This is a genomic window from Caballeronia zhejiangensis (genome assembly GCF_022879815.1).
Classification (GTDB): Bacteria; Pseudomonadota; Gammaproteobacteria; order Burkholderiales; family Burkholderiaceae; genus Caballeronia; species Caballeronia zhejiangensis.
This window is the reverse complement of record NZ_CP084288.1, coordinates 229,432-247,609: the sequence shown is the minus strand read 5'-3', so window position 1 is coordinate 247,609 and position 18,178 is coordinate 229,432. Positions and strand designations below refer to the sequence as shown.

The following is an 18,178-nucleotide window of genomic DNA, read 5'->3' as shown; positions in this document are numbered from 1 at the left end:
CTTAACGACGAACACTTTTCTTCCACACACGAAGACGCAGCCACGCGTTCAGACAACACATGGACTCGACCGCCGAACACGATCTGATCCGGGGCTTGTCCCGCAATGTCCTGATGCAGCTCGCGCCGAACGAGCTGCCGCTTTTCGCGGCGGCGAGCGCGGCGTGGTTTGCCGATCCGGACGCCGCGATGAGGGCATCGAAAAATCGCGATGCCGCGCTCGGCTTCGGCGCCGAATCGTTCTCGATCCTCTTCACGCCGCTCGTGCTTCAGGTCGTGTCGGAGATCATGCCGATCCTCGGCGGCATCGCGCTCAAGGCGGCGGAAACGGCCATCGGCGAAGAAGTGTCCGCGCGCGTGCGGAAGATGTTCCGGGGCGAAGAACCCGAAGCCGTCGCGATCCTGAGCCCCGAACAGTTGGGCGAAGTCCATCGCCATGTGATCGCGGCCGGCTCGCGCCTGCGTCTCGATCGCGCACGAGCCGCGCACCTTGCCGATGCCGTCGTCGCGCAACTGGCCCTGCCGAAGAAGTGAGCGAATCGTGCTGCAATCCGTCACGACGAACACGGGCAGGCCGCGGCTCAATCCGTTGCCGTTTCCGTCCGACATCGCGCTGAGGTTCGATCTGCTGATCGTGCTTATCGTGTGCGTCAGCATCCAGTTCTATGGGCATTTCTGGGAAAGCCTGCACGTCGAGGCGACGGAAAAGCTCGTCGCGTGCGCGTCGGATATGTTCGCGGGCGTTTTCGATCCGCGATTACTGACTCGGGACGTGCTGTCCGCTTCGGAAATGCGTGTGCAGTTCGCACCGCAATTCGCGCATTGCATGGCGCTTCTGCGGCCGCAAATGGCGTGGAAAGGCGCGGGAATCGTCGCGACGCTCGCGCTCGCCGGTGTCTTCTACTGGCGCTTTCCCGCGTGGAAGCTGATGTCGCAGCGGCTCGTGCCGATCGCAAAGGACGATCCGCCCGGTCTTTTCGATGCCCTCATCGCCCTTTGCGGCGAGGCGCAGTTGAATCCGCCGCCCGCGTTCGTCTGGAATCCGCTCGCGACCGGCCTGCCGGTCACGTTCGGGCGTCGCCGCGACTATTACGTCGCGCTCTCCGGCGCGTTCGTCGCCAATTATTTCTACGCGGATCGCGCCGCCTTCCGCGCGATCGTCCTGCATGAACTGGCGCACATCCGTAACCGCGACATCGACAAGACGTTCATGACGATTGCCGCGTGTTTCGCGTTCGTCATCGTGAGCGTCGTTCCCTTGCTCGGCGTCGCTCTGTTTGCCGGGCACGCGCTGCGCGACACCGCCTGGCTGCTCGCAAAGACCGGGCTGTGGAGCGCGCTCGTGCTGCTGTCAGGCGCGTCCGTGCTGCGCGTGAGGGAGTTTTACGCGGACGTGCAAGCGTCGCAATGGGACGGCTCGCCCGTTCACGTCGATCGTGTGCTCGCGCGGATGCGCGACGACAGCAACAAGCGCGCGCGCACGTTCCTGAGCCTGCATCCGCGCGGCGACGCGCGTCGCGCCGTGCTCGCCGACACCACGCCGCTCTTTCGCCTCGGCAAGTGGGATGCGCTCGGCATCGGCTTCGGCGCGGGCGTCGTCATCGAAACGATGAACGGTCTCGTGCTCGGCCTCGTGCCCGGCGAAGCGCAAGCGGCGGTCTTGCGCGTGACGATCATCGCGTCGGCGGTGGTGCCGCTCGCCGTGATGATCTTCGCGATCGGCGCGCTCACGACGGGCGTCTGGCGCGGCGCCTATGCAGCGGTGCTGAACGGCCGCGATCCGGTGAAGGGCACGGCGGCGGCGGGCGCCGTGTTCGCGCTCGGCTACTTCGTCAATCAGATGCTCCTCGGCGCGGGGCTGCTTTGGGGCGGCCCGGCCCAGCCGCGCATGACCGCCGACACGCTGACGACGGTGCTCGAAGTCCACGCGGTCGCGCTCGTGCTCGCGGCCATCGGATGCTGGATGATCTGCGACTGGATCGCGCGCTCGGCCGCCGCGTGGACTGGCGTCGCCGTGAGAAGCCGCTCGCCGCTTTTCGCGCTCAGGCTGACGAGCGCGGTTTCCATCGCGGGCGTCGCGGGGATGTTCGCGTGGGGCACGTTCGCGTCGATGTCGATCGTGACGCTCGGGCCGCATCAGACGTTCTATACGTCGCTCGTGATGGCCGCGCCGCCGGTGGTCATCGCGGCGTTCGGGTCGTGGCTTTTTCCGTGGGCATCGCGATGGTTCGGCCGCGCGCGCCGCGAGCTCGCGCCGTCGTCGTGGGTCTTTCTCGACGACGCATTCCGCTTGCGTCTTCCCGAGTTCCGACCGGGCCGCGCGCTGTCGACGGGCATCATCGCCGGGCTCGTCTTCTGTCTCTGGATCGAACTGTTGCGGTTTCGCCGCTTCCTTCCGCACGATGCCGAAAGCACGATCTACGCGACGTTCTCCGCGCTGCTGCACGTCGCGCAACGCGCGGGCGAAAGCGGCTTCGCGATCGTCATGCCGATCGCGCTGACGGCGGCGCTCGCGGCGCTGATCGCGGCGTCGCGTCGGGGCGCCTTCAACGCGCTCTACGGCTTGTGCGCCGGATCGATCGCGGGCGCGGTGATGAGCGTGGGCGGCCTCGTGACCATCGACCTCAACGCGCAATCGACGTTCGAGTCGAGCATGACGTCGGTGCTGCTGTACCTCGGCGTGGCGTCGCTGGCCGCCCTTCCCGCTTCGATGATCGGCGCGCTCGCCGGCAAATTGGGCAGGTCTTCGGACGGACATGACCGCTTGTCGATGGTTCGCAAAGCGGTCGTCGCCATGCTCGGGATCGTGGTCATCGCCGGATGGATCAAGTCGCTGAGCGACGTCATCTGAAGTCGGCCTGCGAAGTGACCAGGCGCGATTCGGAGCGCGCGTCCGGGCAGATCAACTTCACCAGCCGTTCGACGATCTCGTGCATCGTCGAACCTGGATTGAATATGTCGGCGACGCCTTTCTTTCGCAGCAAGAAGGCGTCTTCGTCGGGCACGATTCCGCCGACGACGAGCGGCGTGTGCACGTCGCGCTCCGCAAGCTCGCGCAGCAATCGAGGCACGAGCGTGCCGTGCGCACCGGCAAGCGACGAGACGCCGATGACATCGTACGGCCGTTGCGCAGCGAGCTTCGCGGCCTGCGCCGGCGATGCAAACAATCCGGTAGCCGTCACATCGAAGCCTGCATCTTCCAGCGCGCACGCCACGACATTCGCGCCGCGATCGTGTCCGTCGAGTCCCAGTTTCGCGATCAACATGCGTGGCTTTCGGCCGAGCGTTTCGCCGAGTTGCGCAACGCGAGCGCACGCCGCGTGCCATGCGTCGTCATGGCGACATTCACCGTACACGCGTGTCGTATTCGCCGATGCCGGATCATGACGCGGCCACACGGCTTCGAGCGCGCGCGTGCATTCACCCACGGTCGCGCGGGCGCGCATGCAATCGATCGTCAGCGCGAGCAGATTGCCGGCATCGTCGCGTGCGGCGCGCGTCAATGCGGCGAGCGCGGCACGCACGCGAGATTCGTCACGCCGGCGCAGCACGTCGGCGATTCTGTGCGACTGCTGCACGCGCACGCGTTCGCCATCGATCGCGAGACAGGCGGGCGCATCGTCGTCGGCATCGTCGGCAATAAACGCGTTCGCGCCGACGATCGTCTGCGTTCCCGAATCGATGCGCGCCTGCGTCGCCGCCGCACGCTCCTGAATCCGCCGATGAACCCACCCGGTGCGAATTGCTTCGAGCGCACCGCCGCGCGCCTCGATTTCGTCGACGATCTCGCGCGCTTGAGCCGCGACGCTCGCCGTCAGCGATTCCATCATGTACGAACCCGCCCACGGATCGACGACCTCGCACAGCCCCATCTCGTGCTGAAGAATCAATTGCGTGTCGCGTGCGAGCTGCGCAGCGGATGCCGATGGCAACGCAAGCGCTTCGTCATGTGCATTCGTGTGCAGCGATTGCGTGCCGCCGAACACTGCCGCCATCGCTTCGACGGTCGTGCGAACGATATTGTTTTGCGTGCGCGTCGCGCCGAGCGACCAGCCCGACGTCTGGCAATGCATCCGCAGCGCGCGACTCTTCGCCGACGTCGCGCCCTCTTCCTCGGCCATGCCCGACCAGATGAGCCGCGCCGCGCGCAGCTTCGCGATCTCCGCAAAGAAGTCCGCGCCGACGCCGAAGAAAAAGCTGAGTTGCTCGCAGACGGCATCCGCGTTCAGGCCGCGCGCGCGCAGCGCACGCACATACGCGCGGGCGTTGGCGAACGTCAGCCCCAGCTCCAGCGATGCATCCGCGCCCGCTTCCTGAAAGTGATAACCCGAAACGGACAGCGCCTTGAAGCGCGGCATCCGCTCGCTCAAAAACTGCACGACATCCGCGACGATTCGCAGCGACGGTTCCGGCGCGAACACGCAGGTGTTGCGCACCATGAACTCCTTGAGGATGTCGTTCTGCACGGTGCCGGAGAGCGACGCCATCGCGATGCCGCGTTCCTCCGCCGCGACGATGTACGCCGCGAGCACGGGCAGCACGGCGCCGTTCATCGTCATCGACACGGAGACGCGTTCTAGCGCGATGCCTTCGAAAAGACGCGCCATGTCGTCGACGGTATCGATGGCCACGCCCGCAAGACCGACATCGGCGCGCGCTTCATCGTCGGTCGAGTCGTAGCCGAGTTGCGTCGGCAGATCGAACGCGACGGACAAGCCCTGCGCGCCGCGATCGAGCGCCCGGCGAAACGCGAGGTTCGAATCGGCGGCATCGGCGTAACCGGCGTACTGGCGGAGGGTCCACGGTCTCGTCGTGTACATCGACGGATACGGTCCGCGCACGAACGGCGCGGCGCCGGGCATCGAGTCGAGATGCGCGAGACCTTCCAGATCGGCCGCCGTGTAAAGCGGCTTGCGCGGCACGCGGTTCATGCGCGTCTCCGTGTCTTGTGTGTCAGCACGTCGGCGATCTTCACGCCATCGCGCGTGCGCTCGATCTCGCACCAGTGCGCGATGCGCGCATCGTCGATCGACGCGCGCCGAAACGTGGCCCGCAGCCCTTCGCCGACGTTGATGTTGCCGTGATAATGCAGCTCGCGCGACACGAGCGCGGGCAAGTCCGCGAGACGCCACGTTTGCCATTCCGCACGATCGACGAACGCCTGAAAGCTCGCGAAGTACAGAAAGTCGGCGCCGTTGAAGTCGCTGTACGGGCATGGCAAAAACTCGACCGGCGCGCATTCTGCCTCGTGCAAAGCGAATCCGTCGATGCTCGCTCCTGCTTCACGCAGGCGCAGCTTGCGCGCCCTATCCTGCATGTCGGCGATGAGCGGATTCATCGGCGCGATCTCGCCTTTGAGGTTCGCAAAGCTCGCCCGCGCGACCGAGCGATTGTTGCGCGCTTCGGTGCGTCGCACGAAGGTGGACATCATCGACAACGCGGCGATCGTGCCGCCTTTGCCGCTTACGCGATGCTCGCTGAAGTGCCGCACCGGACCCACACGCGAAAGCTCGGTGCGTATGCAGAGCGCGTCGTTCTCGCGCACATCGTGCATGCCTTCGGCGCGCAGCCGGATCGACGTGAACGCGGCATACGCGCGGCCGCCTTCGTCGGAGATGAAGTCGCTCGCCGTTTCGCGTGCGAGCGCGTCCCAATGCCGGTCGCCGCACTCTTTCAGCAGCCAGTTCTCCGAGAGCCCCGCGCAATTGAGCTGCGGCATGCCGGCGCGATACGTATCGTCGTGACGAGGCATGAGCTTCCTTTACGCGCACGCGATCGACGCGCGCTCCGGCGCGTTTGCCCGCTCGGCGCACACCGCATCGACGATGTATTGCGCATCGCGCGCCACGCCGGAGAAGCGGCCCGAGCCCCACGTATGCAGCCACGGCAAGCCGACGAAATAAAGGCCCTTCACCGCCGTCACGCCGCGCGTATGCGATGGATAACCGCGTCCGTTGAACACCGGCGCATCGAGCCACGCGAAGTCCGGCGTGAACCCTATGCACCATACGATCGATGTGATCCCGCTCGCCTGCAGGTCGAGCTCCGCGCGCTCTTCCTGCGGCTGCCAGATGGGTACATAAGGCGCGGCGGGAGGCGCGTCGATGCCGTGCTTCGCGATGAAACCGTCGATGCTCGCGTTGATGCGGTTATAGGTATCGTCGGCGTCATCGAGATTCGCGCGCAGGTTGGTCGCGAAACGCAGCTTGCCGTCACGGAAGTCTTCGAGCCGGCCAAACAGTTCCATGCCTTCGAGCGCGAAGCGGCGCAGATCGATGTCGCGTCCGCCGTCGCGGCCCGTGACGTAATGATTGGTGTTGTCGCGCACGCCTTCGCGCAGCGGATGATCGGTCACGGGCATGTCGTAATAGCGCATGTCCGCGAGCCAGTCGACGACATCGCGACCGCGATGAAACCGCGCGCAACGCGGCGCCTCGCCGACCGCGAGATGAACCTTGCGTCCCGACAGATGCAGATCTTCCGCGATCTGCGCGCCTGACTGACCCGAGCCGACGACGAGCACCGCGCCGGGCGGCAGCGCACCGGCGTTGCGATATTCCGATGACTGCACCTGCACGATGTCAGCGGGCAGACGCTCGGCCATGCGCGGCACGATCGGCGTGTGATAGCCGCCCGACGCGACCACGATCTGATCCGCCGTGAACGCGCCGCGCGTGCTCGTCACGGCGAAGCGTCCTTGCGCGTCGCGCGTGACGCGCGTGACCGCCGCGTCCTCGAGCACCGGCGCATTCACCTTGGCGATGAACGCATCGAGATAGTCGATGATCTCGTCCTTCTTCATGAAGCCGTGCGGGTCCGCGCCCTGATACGGATGCCCCGGCAACGCGCATTGCCAGTTGGGCGTCACGAGGCAGAACGTGTCCCAGCGCTGCGTGCGCCATGTGTGCGTGACGCTGTGCTTTTCCAGCACGAGATGATCGATGCTGGCCTGCTTCAGGAAGTAGCTGGCCGAAAGCCCGGCCTGTCCGCCGCCGATGACGATCACGCTGTAATGCGCCGGCGCGGTCTGTGCTGAATCGATGTTCGACATATTCAATCCCTCTACCATTCGACAAGTGAGTCAATCGAGCGCCAGCACGGTGACGCGTGCCTCGTGCGCTTCGCTGAAGCGGCTCGCATCCTCTTCGATGCGCGCAAGCTGATCGAGCGCGGCCGAGCACGCGAAGCCGTATTTCTCCCGCACGCGCTCCGAGCCGATGTGCAGCGCCTCGCGCGAACGCGCGACGAAATCGCCGACGCTATAGCTTTCGCCTGCCGCGAAATACTCGCCGACGACCGTCGAAGGCGAATAGCAGTTCGCCTCGACGCCGTCGGGCCAACGAATCAGAAAATGCATCACTGGCATGGTGTAGCCTCGGTTGCGGGGTTCATCGCGCGCATATGAACGGCTCCTCGTGCAGGTTCCATAGCAACGCGGCATCGCCGTCGCGCGTCAACACGACTTCACGCGATGCATCCACTTGGCCGATCACCGCGCTCGCGAGGTCGCGCGAAGCAAAGCGCGCGAGCACTTCATCGACCTGTTCGGGACGCACGGACAGCACGAAGCCGAAGCTCGGAAACGCCGTGAGCCAACGCTCGAAATCGACGCCTTCGGGACAGGGCAACGCATCGAGATCGATGCGCGCGCCGGCCTTCGAGCATTCGAGCAACATCAGCGCGGTGCCGAGCGCGCCCGCCATGCTGATGTCCTTCGCGGCATCGCACAGGCCGTCTTCGGCTAGCGCGGGCAGCAGTTCGTAATCGCCGCGCGCGCGGCCAGCAGGCGCGCTCACCGATGCGTTCCAGAACGGATAAGGCTCCTCGAAACGGCCGCGCAAATCGACGGCCATCACGAGCGCATCGCCGGGGCGCGCGTCGAAGCTCGTCAAAAGCTTCCTGGCCCGCCCGACGATCGCCACCGCGAGCTGCGCGCGGTCGCTGCGCACGTTGCTATGGCCGCCGACGATCGGCACGCCATACGCCGACGATGCCGCCGCCATGCCCGCGAGCACCTCGGATGCCGCTTGCGCGTCGCCGCTCCACAGCGCATCGACGACGGCGAGCGGACGTCCGCCCATCGCGTAGATATCGCTCACGTTCACCATCACGCCGCTGTAGCCCGCGAACCACGGCATCGCGCGCACGAAGTCGCTCACCAGCCCTTCGATGGCGAAGAGCAGATAGCCGTCGCCATCGGGAATCGCGGCGCAGTCGTCGCCTATCGGCACGGCCTGAGCGCCTTCAGGCAGCCGCGACAACACGCCCGAGATATCGCTCTTGTGACGAAAGCCGCGACTCTCGCGCAAGCGTTCGACGAGACCGGCCAGCGCGTTCACGACGGCCTCCGCGCCAGCGCGACGAATCCGCTTTGCGGCGTGACGCACGGCGGATACGCATCGAGTTGCGCGCGCATCAGATGATGCGGGCGGCCGAAGAGCGTCTCTTCCCGCTGCGTGTCCCAGCGCAGACGCCGGAAAAGCGGCACGTTCTGCGCCTGCACATGCGCGAGAAAAGTCTCGCATCCGAGCGCGTGTGCGCTCGACACCGCGAGCCGGATCAGCGTCGAGCCGATCTTGCCGTGCGAACGGAAAGCGGCGTGCACGGCGAGCCGCGAGCCGAGCCACACGCGCGGCTGCGTCTCGTGGATGCGTACCGTGCCGACGACCTGCTCCGGCATGCCCGCGACGCAACTCAGCGCAACGAGCAGTTGCGCGCGTTCGTCGATCTCGTCGCGATCGTCGCCGACGAACACGCCCTGCTCGATGCAGAACACCGCGCGGCGCAGCTTGTACGCTTCATCCGCTTCCCACGGCAGCGTTGCCCACTTGACGCGATATTCGACCGGCGTATAGGCGAGATCGAATGCATCGCCCTCGATGGCTTCGACGAACATGTCACACCTCGTACGAAGAAAGCGACGAGCACGCGCCGCATTTGCCGCAGCCCGCTTTGATATCGGCGGAACGCATGTTGGCGTTTGCGAGCATCGCGCCGATGGGCGCCAGCACCGAGCGCATGAATTCGGGCGTGGGCGCGGGATGATCTTCGAGCGGCGTGCCGCTGATCGGCACGAAGGGCACGACGAACGGATACACACCGAGCGCGATGAGCTCGCGCGCCGTATCGACGATGGCCTGCGCGCTGTCGCCGAGCCCCGCGAGAATGTACGTGCTCACCTGTCCGCGTCCGAATACGGCGACCGCCGCCTCGAAGGCTTCCATGTAACGCGCGACCGGCACCGTCGCCTTGCCCGGCATGATGCGTTCGCGCACGGAAGGCGTCACCGCTTCGAGATGCATGCCGAGCGTGTCGATGCCGCTTGCCTTCATGCGCTGGAACCAGCGATCGTCGTCGGGCGGCTCGCATTGCGCCTGGATCGGCAGATCGACCGCGGCCTTGATCGCGAACGCGCTTTCGCAAAGGATCTGCGCGCCGCGATCGGATGTGGGCGGCGTGCCGGTCGTGAGCACCATATGCTTGACGCCATCGAGAAGCACGGCTGCGCGCGCGACTTCGGCAAGCTGCTCCGGCGTCTTGCGCGCGATCGTGCGCCCCGCCGCGAGCGACTGGCCGATCGCGCAGAACTTGCACGACTTGCGCCGGCTCTCGTAGCGGATGCAGGTTTGCAGCACGGTCGTCGCGAGCACGTCGGCGCTATGCAGCGTCGCGATGTGCGAGTAAGGCACGCCGTCGAGCGTCTGCATCGCATAGAAGCGCGGCGCCTTCGGAAAGCTGATGCTCGCGATCGGAATGGTGTTGCGCATCAGCGCGCTCTTGCCGTTCGCATCGGGCTCTCCGGCGACGAACGGCGATTCCCACGCGGTGCTCGTATGCACGGGCACCATGATGGTCACGCCATCGACCGTGACCGCCTTGTGATCCGACGGTCCCGCGCCGCCGCGCCGGCTCGACACGCCCGCGCGCGGATCGACGAGCCGCAGGCCCGTCGACTGAAGCTCAGTCATCAATTGCCGTGTCGATGCCGGCAGGTTCTCTCGGGCGCTCATCGTGTTCGGTGTCCTTGAAGGAGGTGACGGGCGATGCCGGGCGATCGTTGATCGCGAGGCTCAGCAGTTCGGGCCGTGCGTAATGACCGACCGAATCCATCATGCGTTTGCGCTTCGTGATGAGCGCCATGTCGAGATCGGCGATCACCATGCCCTCGCCTTCGCGCAAAGGCTCGGCGAGATGCTGGCCTTCGGGCGAGACGATCGCCGTGTTGCAGCCGCCGCGCAGCGCGCGTTGCAGATTCGGGTCGGGCGTGACGGCTTCGATCTGCGCATCGGTGAGCCAGCCCGTCGCGTTGACGACGAAGCAGCCCGATTCGAGCGCGTGATGGCGGATCGTCACTTCGATCTGCTCCGCGAAGATCGGACCGACCAGCGAGCCGGGGAACTGGCTGCAATGGATCTCTTCATGCTGCGTCATCAGCGCATAGCGCGCGAGCGGGTTGTAGTGCTCCCAGCACGCGAGCGCGCCGACTCGTCCGACGCCCGTTTCGACGACCTTGAGACCGGCTGCGTCGCCTTGTCCCCAGATCATGCGTTCATGAAACGTCGGCGTGATCTTGCGGCGCTTGAGCAGCAGCTTGCCGTCGGTATCGAAGATGAGCTGCGTGTTGTACAGGCTGCCGTGATCGCGCTCGTTCACGCCGAGCACGACGACCATGTTCGCGAGCCGCGCGTGTTCGGCCACCGCCTGCGTGACCGGCCCCGGCACCACGACCGCTTCCTCGTAGAGCTTCATGTGATCGGCGCCCGATGCCACCGGCGCGCGCACGAACGAGAAATACGGGTAATACGGCACGAAGGTCTCGGGGAACACGATGAGCTGCACGCCCTGCGCCGCGGCTTCGTCGATGGCCGTGCAGACGCGGTCGAGCGTGCCGTTCGGACGCTCGAAGTCCGGCGTGATCTGCACGGCGGCGGCGCGCACGATGCGCTTTTTCGAAAGGGCATCGGCCATGATCGTCACACGGTCCACGTATGGATGACGAGCGCATTCTCCTTGCGATGAAGCAACTGGAGATCGAGCACGTCGAGCGGGTTGATCGGACGAATGCCTTCGATCAGCGAGGCTTCGCCGTGTCCGTAAAGCGCCTGCAATGCGAAGCGGCACGCGTACACCTTGCCGCCTTCGGCCATGAACTTCTGCAGTTGCTTGTTGAAGTTGAGATGGCCGGGGAAGGCTTCGTCGCCGAGCGTCGGAAAACCGCGTTGCAGACCGAGCGTGACGCCGGGACCGTAGAGCAGCACCGACGTATCGAAACCCTTGCGTTGCAGACGCGTGGCCTGCAGCATGTTCACGAAGCCGATCGAGCCTTCGAACGCAACCGTATGAAACGTGACGAGCGCCTTTTCGCCGGGTTCGGCCTTCACATCCTCGAAGACTTTCTCTTCGTAGTCGACCAGAAAGTCGCCGTTCTTGTGAAGCGGTTGATTGACTGCGGGCATGGCATTCTCCGATGTATGGGTTCGCGAACGAGCCGTCGCTCTCGATCGTGGTCGATCGCATTCATCGCGACGGCGAACGCTAAAACGCAACGGATATGCCAATGATTGGCCCGCGAAATGCAATCACTTTGCAATCAAGCAAAACGATCTTGCATGCGCGAAGCGAAAATTTTTTGCGGAAGCCTTGATTCACGGGCCTTCGCGACGCGCCGCCTCGCTCATGCCCGCCTACCCCACGCACGATTTCAGCGCAGAAAAGCGTGTGCATGGTGCGCGGCACACCGAAGCCGTGCATCGATGCGATCAATGCAATCAAGTGCGATCAGCGCATGCGATCTCTTTTCGATCGATTGTTTTGTCATGCTAAGGTCATCCGAACCATCGCCGGAGACATCGCGGTCATGAATCAGCTTGCGCATCACTGGGTCAGGAAGCTTGAAGACAGCAGAAAGCCCGCTTATCTGACGATTCCCGATCTGATCGAGGAAGACTTGGCGAGCGGCCGGCTTCGTCCGAGAGACCGGCTGCCCGGTCTGCGCGACCTCGCCGATCTGCTCGGGCTCAACTACACGACCGTCGCGCGCGCGTATGCCGAAGCGCGCAAACGCGGCCTGCTGGATTCACGCGCGGGCAGCGGCACGTTCGTGCGCGGCAGGACGCAGACCTTGCCGCTCGCGGGCGGCAGCAGTGTCGAGATGTCGATGAACATGCCACCCGAACCGCCCGCGCTCGCGGCGCGGCTGCGTGCATCGGCGGCGAGTCTGATGGAACGCGCCGATCCGTTTCAGTTGCTGCGCTATCAGGACTTCGGCGGCACGACGGCGGATCGCGTTGCGGGCCGCGAGTGGCTCAAGGCGCGCATTCCCGATGTCGATGTCGATACCGTGCTCGTCTGTCCCGGCATTCATGGCGCGCTCGTCGCGCTCGTTTCGCAGCTTGCGCGGCCGGGTGAAATGATCTGTCTGGATTCGCTCGCTTATCCGGGGATCAAGGCGATCGCATCGCAACTGGGCGTGCGTCTGCAAGCCGTGTTGCGCGACGATGAAGGGCCGCTGCCGCATGCGTTCGAGGCATTGTGCCGAACGGAAAAGCCCGGCGGCTTCTATTGCAATCCGACCTTGCAGAATCCGAGCACGTTGACGTTGACGCGGCAGCGGCGCGAAGCGCTGGCCGATGTGGCCTTGCGTTATAACGTGCCGATCATCGAGGACGAGCCTTACGGCATGTTGCCTTGCGATGCACCCGCCACCCTTGCCGAACTCGCACCCGAACTGACGTATCACGTAACCGGCTTATCGAAGACGCTTGGCGCGGGGTTGCGTGTCGCGTATCTGAAGGCGCCGACGTCGCGGCAGACTCAGCGCATCGCGGGAGCGTTGCGGGCGACGTCGGTCATGCCGAGCCCGTTCACCGTGCTGCTCGCAACGCAATGGATCAACGATGGCACCGCCGCCGACGTGCTCGATTCCATTCGCGATGAAGCGGCGGCGAGGCAGGCTATCGCGTCGGCGGAGCTTCGAGGTCTCGCCTTCGACGCGGATCCGCAAGGGTTTCATCTCTGGCTGCCCGTGCCTTCGATGTCCGACTGGAGCGCGCCGGAACTCGCGTTGCAGTTACGCAATCAAGGCATCGGCGCGGTGGCCGGCGCCGCGTTCTCTACCGATGGCAATCCGCCGAATGCGCTGCGGCTGTGTCTCGGCGGGCCACAGGATCGCGAGGATTGCCGCGAAGCGCTAAGGCGCGTGGCGGACATGATGGCCGATCCGCATCATCTGCATATGCCGATGCTTTGAAGCGATGCGTACCCTCACGCGTCGGTCGCGTAACGGCGGCAATGCTCGAGGTAGCCCGCTTCGTGGCTGCTCACCAACTGCACGATGCTGTTCCAAAGCCATAGCGGCGCGTCGATGGTCTTCGATCGATTGCGGCCGAGTTCGGCTCGCCACTCGCGCTTCGTTGCGTCGTCCATCTGACGCGCATGCGCCTTGCCTACGACACCCGCGAGATAATGCGCGACGTGCATCGCGTCATCCTTGCCGAGTTGCTCGATCTCGAGTTTCATGTCCTGCGGCAACAACTCGCGGATCACCACGCCGCGATCGAGCAGGCGGGCCGCGCGCATGCGTTCACCGAGAAACGGCGACAGGTTTCGCGCGCCTTCGAGGACGCGCAAGGCGTTGTCGCGCGGCATCGCGACGTCGTCGTAACGGGGCGCGGCGGCCTTCACGCCTTCCTTGATGTCCATCAGACACAGGTCGTCGCCTTCGACGACGCCACCATCGACATCGAGCAGGACCGCATAACGCAGACGGCCGAGCGAGCTGCAACCCTTTACCCAGTACGCCGCGTCCAGCACGACGATCTCGCCCGAATCCTTGCGTCCCTTCAGGCTCGTCGGCAGGCTTGCGATGTCCTCATCGGCGAAGAGCGCTTCGATCGCCTTTCGCTCGTCTCCGGCAAGCGGCCAGAAGCGTTTGCCCAAGGGAATCGTCGGATGCAGGTCCTCGATGCGCTCGCGCGCGAGATGCTGCCACGATCGATGCACGGCTTCCTTCATCGTCACGTGAACGGGTTCGGGACGCCTGATGTCGATGACTTCATCCGCGAATGCCGATTCATATCCTGCGGCCAGCGCCTCGATCATTCGCACGACGTTCAGCCCCGACAACGATGATCCGCGCGCAGCCGTCGCAAGCGACAAGCCCAAACGAACGACGTCATGCACCGGGTTGCCGATCACCGTCTGATCGAGGTCGCGAATCTGGATTTCCACTTTGCCTTTGGCATTGGCAATCGGTCCGAGATTGCCCGTGTGGCAGTCGCCGCAAATCCACACCGCCGGGCCGCGAGGCAACGAATCGCCGTTCGCCTCCATCACCCACTCATAGAATCGTTCGGTATTGCCCCTGACGTACGCGTGCGGCGAGCGCGCCATTTTGCAACGGCGCAGTTCGGTCAGAAGCGCCTGCCGGTCATCGGGCGCGGGCATGCCTTTGTTCGCTTTGCTGTTCTTGCTCATATCCGATCGCCGTAGGTGGTCGGAAGACAGAGCAGATGGTGTGCCGTCGTCTTGCAAACGGCTTACGCGGATCGATCGAAGCGTGTTTCCAGCACGCCGGCGATATTCGCGAGATTCGCCTTGATCTGTTCCAGTGCGAACGACAGCGTCGACAACGCCTGCAACTGCCGTGAGTCGTTCGCGTAGCCGAGAATCACGTTCGCGATATCCGATTGGACGGCAGCGGACGCATCGTTCAGCGGCCCGAGGAAGCGTTCGGCAGGCGGCAGCGGTGCGCCGCCGCGCATCCATGCAGCCAGTGCCTGCAGATAGCCGCTTGCGCAATCGCGCACGGGTTCGATGCGCTCCGCGAGCGGCTCCGTTTCCTCGTTCGTCAGCCAGCCGCATTGCGATTGCCCGATGCGATCGAGCAGCACCAGTCCATGCCATAGCGTTTCGAAAGCGACGAGCGCGGCGCCGAGCGACGATCCGGTTTCGAAGCGCGCACGCACGCGCGTCTCGCCGCAGACCGCGCGCGCTTCGACGAGATGGCGCAGAAAGCGCTCATGCAGCGCATCGACGCGTTCGCGGTTTTCGAGCGGACCGAGGATCGGCATCGTCGCGAGCAACGCACGGCAGTCATCGAGAAGCTCGCCCATGATCTCGAAGGCGCGCGAACGCGACAGTTGCGGCCACACGCTCGACGACACACCGATGCCGATGGCCGCGCCCAGCGCGATCGCTTCGGCGCGCGACACCGCGCCTGCAACGCCCGCCGATGGTTCGAGCGCGAGCGCCGCCGCCACGACGATGCTGTAGTTCGTCGTCGGGAAGAGCGTCGACGCAAGGCATGTGACGAGCGTCGCGAGACCGAGCCGCGGGAAGGCATCGGCGGCATCGGGAAAGAAATGCAGCGTCGCGAGGCCCACCACGGTGCCGATTGCCGCGCCGATCATCTGGCCTACGCCGTACTTGAGGCTGCGGTCGAAGCTCACCTGCAGCGCGAACAGGCTGGAAAAAACGCCCCACGTTGTACTCGATGAACCGATGAAATTCATGCACGCATACGTCAGCACGCTCGCGATGAGCGATTGCACGCACATGCGCAGCGCATCGAACCGGCCGATGCGTCGGGGGCGTCTTCGTATGATTGTCAATTCGGCTTGAGTCGCTGAGAGGTTTGCACGATGCGAGCATCGCCTGTGCCCATGCCACGGCATTGCGATTGCTGAAATGGCGCATCCCCGAATCGGAGCCGATCATGAGACCGCTCGTCAAAACCCTCCTCGTTCTGAGCCTCGCCGCCCTCTCGCCGATGGCCAGCGCAGAGGAAACCGCCAGCCGACACGACCGGCAACGCGGCGATGCCAGGCTTCAGCTCGTCGCGACCTTCGAGCATCAAGTGACCGGCGTTACCGTGACGCCCGATGGCCGCACCTTCGTCAACTTTCCGCGCTGGACGGAAGACGCGCCGATATCCGTCGCCGAGCTCGGCAGCACCGGCGACCTGCGACCCTATCCCGATGCCGATTGGAATAGCTGGCGCAATTCACGTCGCGATGAAGTCACGCCGCAGGATCACTGGGTCTGCGTTCAGTCCGTCGTCGCGGACAAGCGCGGCAATCTGTGGGTCATCGATCCGGGTGCGCCGGCGCAGTCGCTCGTCGTGCCGGGCGCGCCGAAGCTCGTGCAGATCGATCTGGCATCGAACCGCGTCGCGCATGTCTATTCGTTCGATGAAACGATCGCACCGCAAGGCAGCTATCTCAACGATGTCCGCATCAGCCCGGACGGCCGCTTCGTCTATATCACCGATTCGGGCGTGCGCGGCGCGATCGTCGTTGTCGATACGGCGTCCGGCTCGGCGCGCCGCGTGCTCGACGGCGACCCGAGCACGCAGGCCGACAAAAGCGTGACCGTGATGGTCGACGGCAAGCCGCTGCAGCAGACCGACGGACGGCGCGTGAGCTTTTCCGCCGATGGCATCGCGCTGACGCCCGATGGGCGCTATCTGTACTGGCAGGCGGTGAAGGGCAAGACGCTGTATCGCATCGCGACCGACGCGCTTCAGAACGCGCAGTTGAGCGCGCAGCAGGTTTCGTCGCGCGTCGAAGCGGTCGGCATCGACGGTCCCGCGGACGGTCTCTGGTTCGACGAGCGCGGACGCCTTTACGTGTCGTCGGTCGAACATCACGCGATCCGCGTGCGTGACGGCGATCGCTTCACGACGCTGCTGCGCGACAAGCGTCTCGTCTGGCCCGACACGTTCTCGGAAGGCGCGGACGGCACGATCTACGTCACGGATTCGCGCATTCCCGACATGAACTGGTTCGATCCGCAAAGCCCCGTCGCGTTACCGACGCGGCTCTATGCGATCAGGGGACGCTAGCGAATGCCGTCTTCGTCGCTAGCTGACGAAGACGATCTCCTGAACATATGAACCGCTGCAAGTGAAATGGGCGATGCGTCCGATGCGCAAGTGAAGAAGCACTTGCTCGAGTCCGTGGACTTCCGTGCCGTCCTTCTGCTGGCCGACGACGTTCGCGCGGCTCGCCTCGGGCCCGTTGCGCTTCAGATCGATGATGCGGCGGATGGCGCCCTGCGTGTTGGTGAAGTATCGGTTCATGAAGGCAGCACGTGCGTTGTCGTGCTGCGATCGTAGCGTCGCTCACCTCAAGCGAATGTTATGCAGGATACGTAGCCGCGCGATCCGCGCAACGTCGCACGCACGGCGCCTCAGCAGCTTCGTATGACATCCGTGAGTTCCGATGCGGTAACGGGCTTGCGCAGATAGCCGTCGAATTGACGCGATGAATCCATGTCGAATCCGCGCGTACCGGTCACCGCGACGATGCACGCCTCCGTCGATGCGCCCGCGCAGCGCACGAATTCGCAGAGCTTGCGTCCGTCGATATCCGGCAAGCCGATATCCATGAACACGGAGTCGTAGCGAGTCTGGCCTGTCATGCGCAGCGCCTCGCCGCCGGTACGCGCGACGTCCGCGTGATGGCCGAGCGAGGCGGCCAGTTCGGCGAAAGCCGCGGCGACGTTTGCATCATCTTCGACGAACAGAAACAGCATTGTCGATTCCGGCCGATTGCGGCCGGCTCCCGGTGTTTGAAGGGACGCGCATCCTGTCGCAACGCGAGCAAATCCCGTACCGCTCGGACGGACTTCGACACGACGCTATTTCGGTTCATCGCGACTCGGCACGGACGGCGTCGATATCGCGCCGAGCGTCGACGCAACTTCGCCGTCCGACCATGTCGCGATATCTCCCAGCGCAAGCATCCCGACGAGTTGCTTTTCTCCGTTCACGACGGGCATACGGCGTATCTGCAACCGTTCCATCCGGCGCATCGCGTCTTCGATATCGTCGCTCTCGAAGCACCATTCCACCGGCTCGCTCGCCACTTCCTGCACGGCGCACGAAGCATCCTTGCCCGCCGATACCGCGCGAACCACGATATCGCGATCCGTCACGACGCCCTTGAGCCGCGTGCCGTCGCATACCGGCAGCGCGCCTACGTTCAATTCGTCCATCAGCTCGGCCGCGCGGCGAATCGTGTCGCCCGACGCGATCGCCTGCACGTCTCGTGTCATTACATCGGCTACCTTGGTCATGACATTCTCCCGTCTGAATCACGCTGTTCTCGCGATGAGAGAAACAGCATCCGTCATGCCCTCGTCTCGCGTCAGCGTGCGGCACGCCGATTGCTAATCAG

Annotated in this window: 18 protein-coding genes; 4 read left to right on the top strand and 14 right to left on the bottom strand. The window is 64.8% G+C overall.

The genetic code is table 11. The features are described from left to right. Positions 1-59 precede the first annotated feature (59 nt). Complete coding sequence (locus LDZ23_RS33955; RefSeq protein ID WP_008345708.1) at positions 60-533, top strand: hypothetical protein; 474 nt, start codon at positions 60-62, stop codon at positions 531-533. Between the two features lie 7 nt (positions 534-540). Next, positions 541-2,850: a M48 family metalloprotease gene (locus LDZ23_RS33950; RefSeq protein WP_008345709.1), complete on the top strand. Its 2,310-nt coding sequence runs from the start codon at positions 541-543 to the stop codon at positions 2,848-2,850. Here LDZ23_RS33950 and scpA read toward each other — a convergent pair. The 9 genes from scpA to LDZ23_RS33905 are packed head-to-tail and all read right to left on the bottom strand — an operon-like array spanning position 2,843 to position 11,455. After that, complete coding sequence (gene scpA, locus LDZ23_RS33945) at positions 2,843-4,930, bottom strand: methylmalonyl-CoA mutase (protein ID WP_008345711.1); 2,088 nt, start codon at positions 4,928-4,930, stop codon at positions 2,843-2,845. The genes LDZ23_RS33950 and scpA overlap by 8 nt on opposite strands. Further along, entirely contained in the window at positions 4,927-5,751 is an 825-nt protein-coding gene (locus LDZ23_RS33940) for a Pnap_2097 family protein (RefSeq protein WP_008345713.1), read from the bottom strand. The genes scpA and LDZ23_RS33940 overlap by 4 nt, the downstream gene beginning before the upstream one ends. A 9-nt stretch (positions 5,752-5,760) precedes the next feature. Further along, positions 5,761-7,050, bottom strand: coding sequence for an MSMEG_0569 family flavin-dependent oxidoreductase (locus LDZ23_RS33935; protein WP_008345715.1), 1,290 nt, complete (start codon positions 7,048-7,050; stop codon positions 5,761-5,763). 30 nt (positions 7,051-7,080) lie between these two features. Further along, positions 7,081-7,365: an MSMEG_0570 family nitrogen starvation response protein gene (locus tag LDZ23_RS33930; RefSeq protein WP_008345717.1), complete on the bottom strand. Its 285-nt coding sequence runs from the start codon at positions 7,363-7,365 to the stop codon at positions 7,081-7,083. 22 nt (positions 7,366-7,387) lie between these two features. Continuing rightward, positions 7,388-8,338 (bottom strand): sll0787 family AIR synthase-like protein, encoded by a 951-nt coding sequence (locus LDZ23_RS33925; RefSeq protein WP_008345719.1) that lies wholly within the window; start codon positions 8,336-8,338, stop codon positions 7,388-7,390. After that, positions 8,335-8,895, bottom strand: a complete 561-nt coding sequence (locus LDZ23_RS33920) for an MSMEG_0567/Sll0786 family nitrogen starvation N-acetyltransferase (protein WP_008345722.1) — start codon at positions 8,893-8,895, stop codon at positions 8,335-8,337. The genes LDZ23_RS33925 and LDZ23_RS33920 overlap by 4 nt, the downstream gene beginning before the upstream one ends. Before the next feature lies 1 nt (position 8,896). After that, entirely contained in the window at positions 8,897-9,967 is a 1,071-nt protein-coding gene (locus LDZ23_RS33915) for an MSMEG_0568 family radical SAM protein (RefSeq protein ID WP_244808879.1), read from the bottom strand. Further along, positions 9,960-10,967 carry a Nit6803 family nitrilase gene (locus LDZ23_RS33910; RefSeq protein ID WP_033535685.1) on the bottom strand — a complete coding sequence of 336 codons (1,008 nt, stop codon included), beginning with the start codon at positions 10,965-10,967 and terminating at the stop codon, positions 9,960-9,962. The genes LDZ23_RS33915 and LDZ23_RS33910 overlap by 8 nt, the downstream gene beginning before the upstream one ends. Before the next feature lie 5 nt (positions 10,968-10,972). Beyond that, a complete protein-coding gene (locus tag LDZ23_RS33905; protein WP_008345727.1) occupies positions 10,973-11,455 on the bottom strand; it encodes an MSMEG_0572/Sll0783 family nitrogen starvation response protein in 483 nt (160 codons plus the stop codon). A gap of 401 nt (positions 11,456-11,856) precedes the next feature. Here LDZ23_RS33905 and LDZ23_RS33900 point away from each other — a divergent pair, with 401 nt between their 5' ends. Further along, a complete protein-coding gene (locus LDZ23_RS33900) occupies positions 11,857-13,248 on the top strand; it encodes an aminotransferase-like domain-containing protein (protein WP_008345729.1) in 1,392 nt (463 codons plus the stop codon). A 14-nt stretch (positions 13,249-13,262) separates the two neighbouring features. Here LDZ23_RS33900 and LDZ23_RS33895 read toward each other — a convergent pair whose 3' ends face one another. After that, positions 13,263-14,474, bottom strand: a complete 1,212-nt coding sequence (locus LDZ23_RS33895; RefSeq protein WP_008345732.1) for a DUF2252 family protein — start codon at positions 14,472-14,474, stop codon at positions 13,263-13,265. Positions 14,475-14,536: 62 nt separating this feature from the next. Next, on the bottom strand, positions 14,537-15,556 hold the full coding sequence (locus tag LDZ23_RS33890; protein ID WP_008345734.1) for an FUSC family protein: 1,020 nt from the start codon (positions 15,554-15,556) through the stop codon (positions 14,537-14,539). Positions 15,557-15,714: 158 nt separating this feature from the next. Here LDZ23_RS33890 and LDZ23_RS33885 point away from each other — a divergent pair, with 158 nt between their 5' ends. Then, positions 15,715-16,842, top strand: coding sequence for an L-dopachrome tautomerase-related protein (locus LDZ23_RS33885; RefSeq protein WP_051078957.1), 1,128 nt, complete (start codon positions 15,715-15,717; stop codon positions 16,840-16,842). 18 nt (positions 16,843-16,860) lie between these two features. Here the strand turns inward: LDZ23_RS33885 and LDZ23_RS33880 are convergent, their stop codons facing one another. From LDZ23_RS33880 to LDZ23_RS33870, 3 genes are all read right to left on the bottom strand, one after another. Further along, positions 16,861-17,079 (bottom strand): hypothetical protein, encoded by a 219-nt coding sequence (locus tag LDZ23_RS33880; RefSeq protein WP_008345738.1) that lies wholly within the window; start codon positions 17,077-17,079, stop codon positions 16,861-16,863. 110 nt (positions 17,080-17,189) lie between these two features. Next, positions 17,190-17,534: a response regulator gene (locus LDZ23_RS33875; protein WP_008345740.1), complete on the bottom strand. Its 345-nt coding sequence runs from the start codon at positions 17,532-17,534 to the stop codon at positions 17,190-17,192. A 105-nt stretch (positions 17,535-17,639) separates the two neighbouring features. Continuing rightward, on the bottom strand, positions 17,640-18,077 hold the full coding sequence (locus tag LDZ23_RS33870) for a CBS domain-containing protein (RefSeq protein ID WP_033535648.1): 438 nt from the start codon (positions 18,075-18,077) through the stop codon (positions 17,640-17,642). Positions 18,078-18,178 lie beyond the last annotated feature (101 nt).

Excerpts from the sequence above, each read along its gene's own strand:
- LDZ23_RS33870 (WP_033535648.1), bottom strand. The coding sequence starts at position 18,077 with ATGACCAAGGTAGCCGATGTAATGACACGAGACGTGCAGGCGATCGCG.
- LDZ23_RS33905 (WP_008345727.1), bottom strand. The coding sequence starts at position 11,455 with ATGCCCGCAGTCAATCAACCGCTTCACAAGAACGGCGACTTTCTGGTC.
- LDZ23_RS33920 (WP_008345722.1), bottom strand. The coding sequence starts at position 8,895 with ATGTTCGTCGAAGCCATCGAGGGCGATGCATTCGATCTCGCCTATACG.
- LDZ23_RS33930 (WP_008345717.1), bottom strand. The coding sequence starts at position 7,365 with ATGCCAGTGATGCATTTTCTGATTCGTTGGCCCGACGGCGTCGAGGCG.
- LDZ23_RS33910 (WP_033535685.1), bottom strand. The coding sequence starts at position 10,967 with ATGGCCGATGCCCTTTCGAAAAAGCGCATCGTGCGCGCCGCCGCCGTG.
- LDZ23_RS33880 (WP_008345738.1), bottom strand. The coding sequence starts at position 17,079 with ATGAACCGATACTTCACCAACACGCAGGGCGCCATCCGCCGCATCATC.
- LDZ23_RS33935 (WP_008345715.1), bottom strand. The coding sequence starts at position 7,050 with ATGTCGAACATCGATTCAGCACAGACCGCGCCGGCGCATTACAGCGTG.
- LDZ23_RS33915 (WP_244808879.1), bottom strand. The coding sequence starts at position 9,967 with ATGACTGAGCTTCAGTCGACGGGCCTGCGGCTCGTCGATCCGCGCGCG.
- LDZ23_RS33895 (WP_008345732.1), bottom strand. The coding sequence starts at position 14,474 with ATGAGCAAGAACAGCAAAGCGAACAAAGGCATGCCCGCGCCCGATGAC.
- LDZ23_RS33890 (WP_008345734.1), bottom strand. The coding sequence starts at position 15,556 with ATGTGCGTGCAATCGCTCATCGCGAGCGTGCTGACGTATGCGTGCATG.
- LDZ23_RS33900 (WP_008345729.1), top strand. The coding sequence starts at position 11,857 with ATGAATCAGCTTGCGCATCACTGGGTCAGGAAGCTTGAAGACAGCAGA.
- LDZ23_RS33940 (WP_008345713.1), bottom strand. The coding sequence starts at position 5,751 with ATGCCTCGTCACGACGATACGTATCGCGCCGGCATGCCGCAGCTCAAT.
- LDZ23_RS33955 (WP_008345708.1), top strand. The coding sequence starts at position 60 with ATGGACTCGACCGCCGAACACGATCTGATCCGGGGCTTGTCCCGCAAT.
- LDZ23_RS33875 (WP_008345740.1), bottom strand. The coding sequence starts at position 17,534 with ATGCTGTTTCTGTTCGTCGAAGATGATGCAAACGTCGCCGCGGCTTTC.
- LDZ23_RS33885 (WP_051078957.1), top strand. The coding sequence starts at position 15,715 with ATGAGACCGCTCGTCAAAACCCTCCTCGTTCTGAGCCTCGCCGCCCTC.
- scpA (WP_008345711.1), bottom strand. The coding sequence starts at position 4,930 with ATGAACCGCGTGCCGCGCAAGCCGCTTTACACGGCGGCCGATCTGGAA.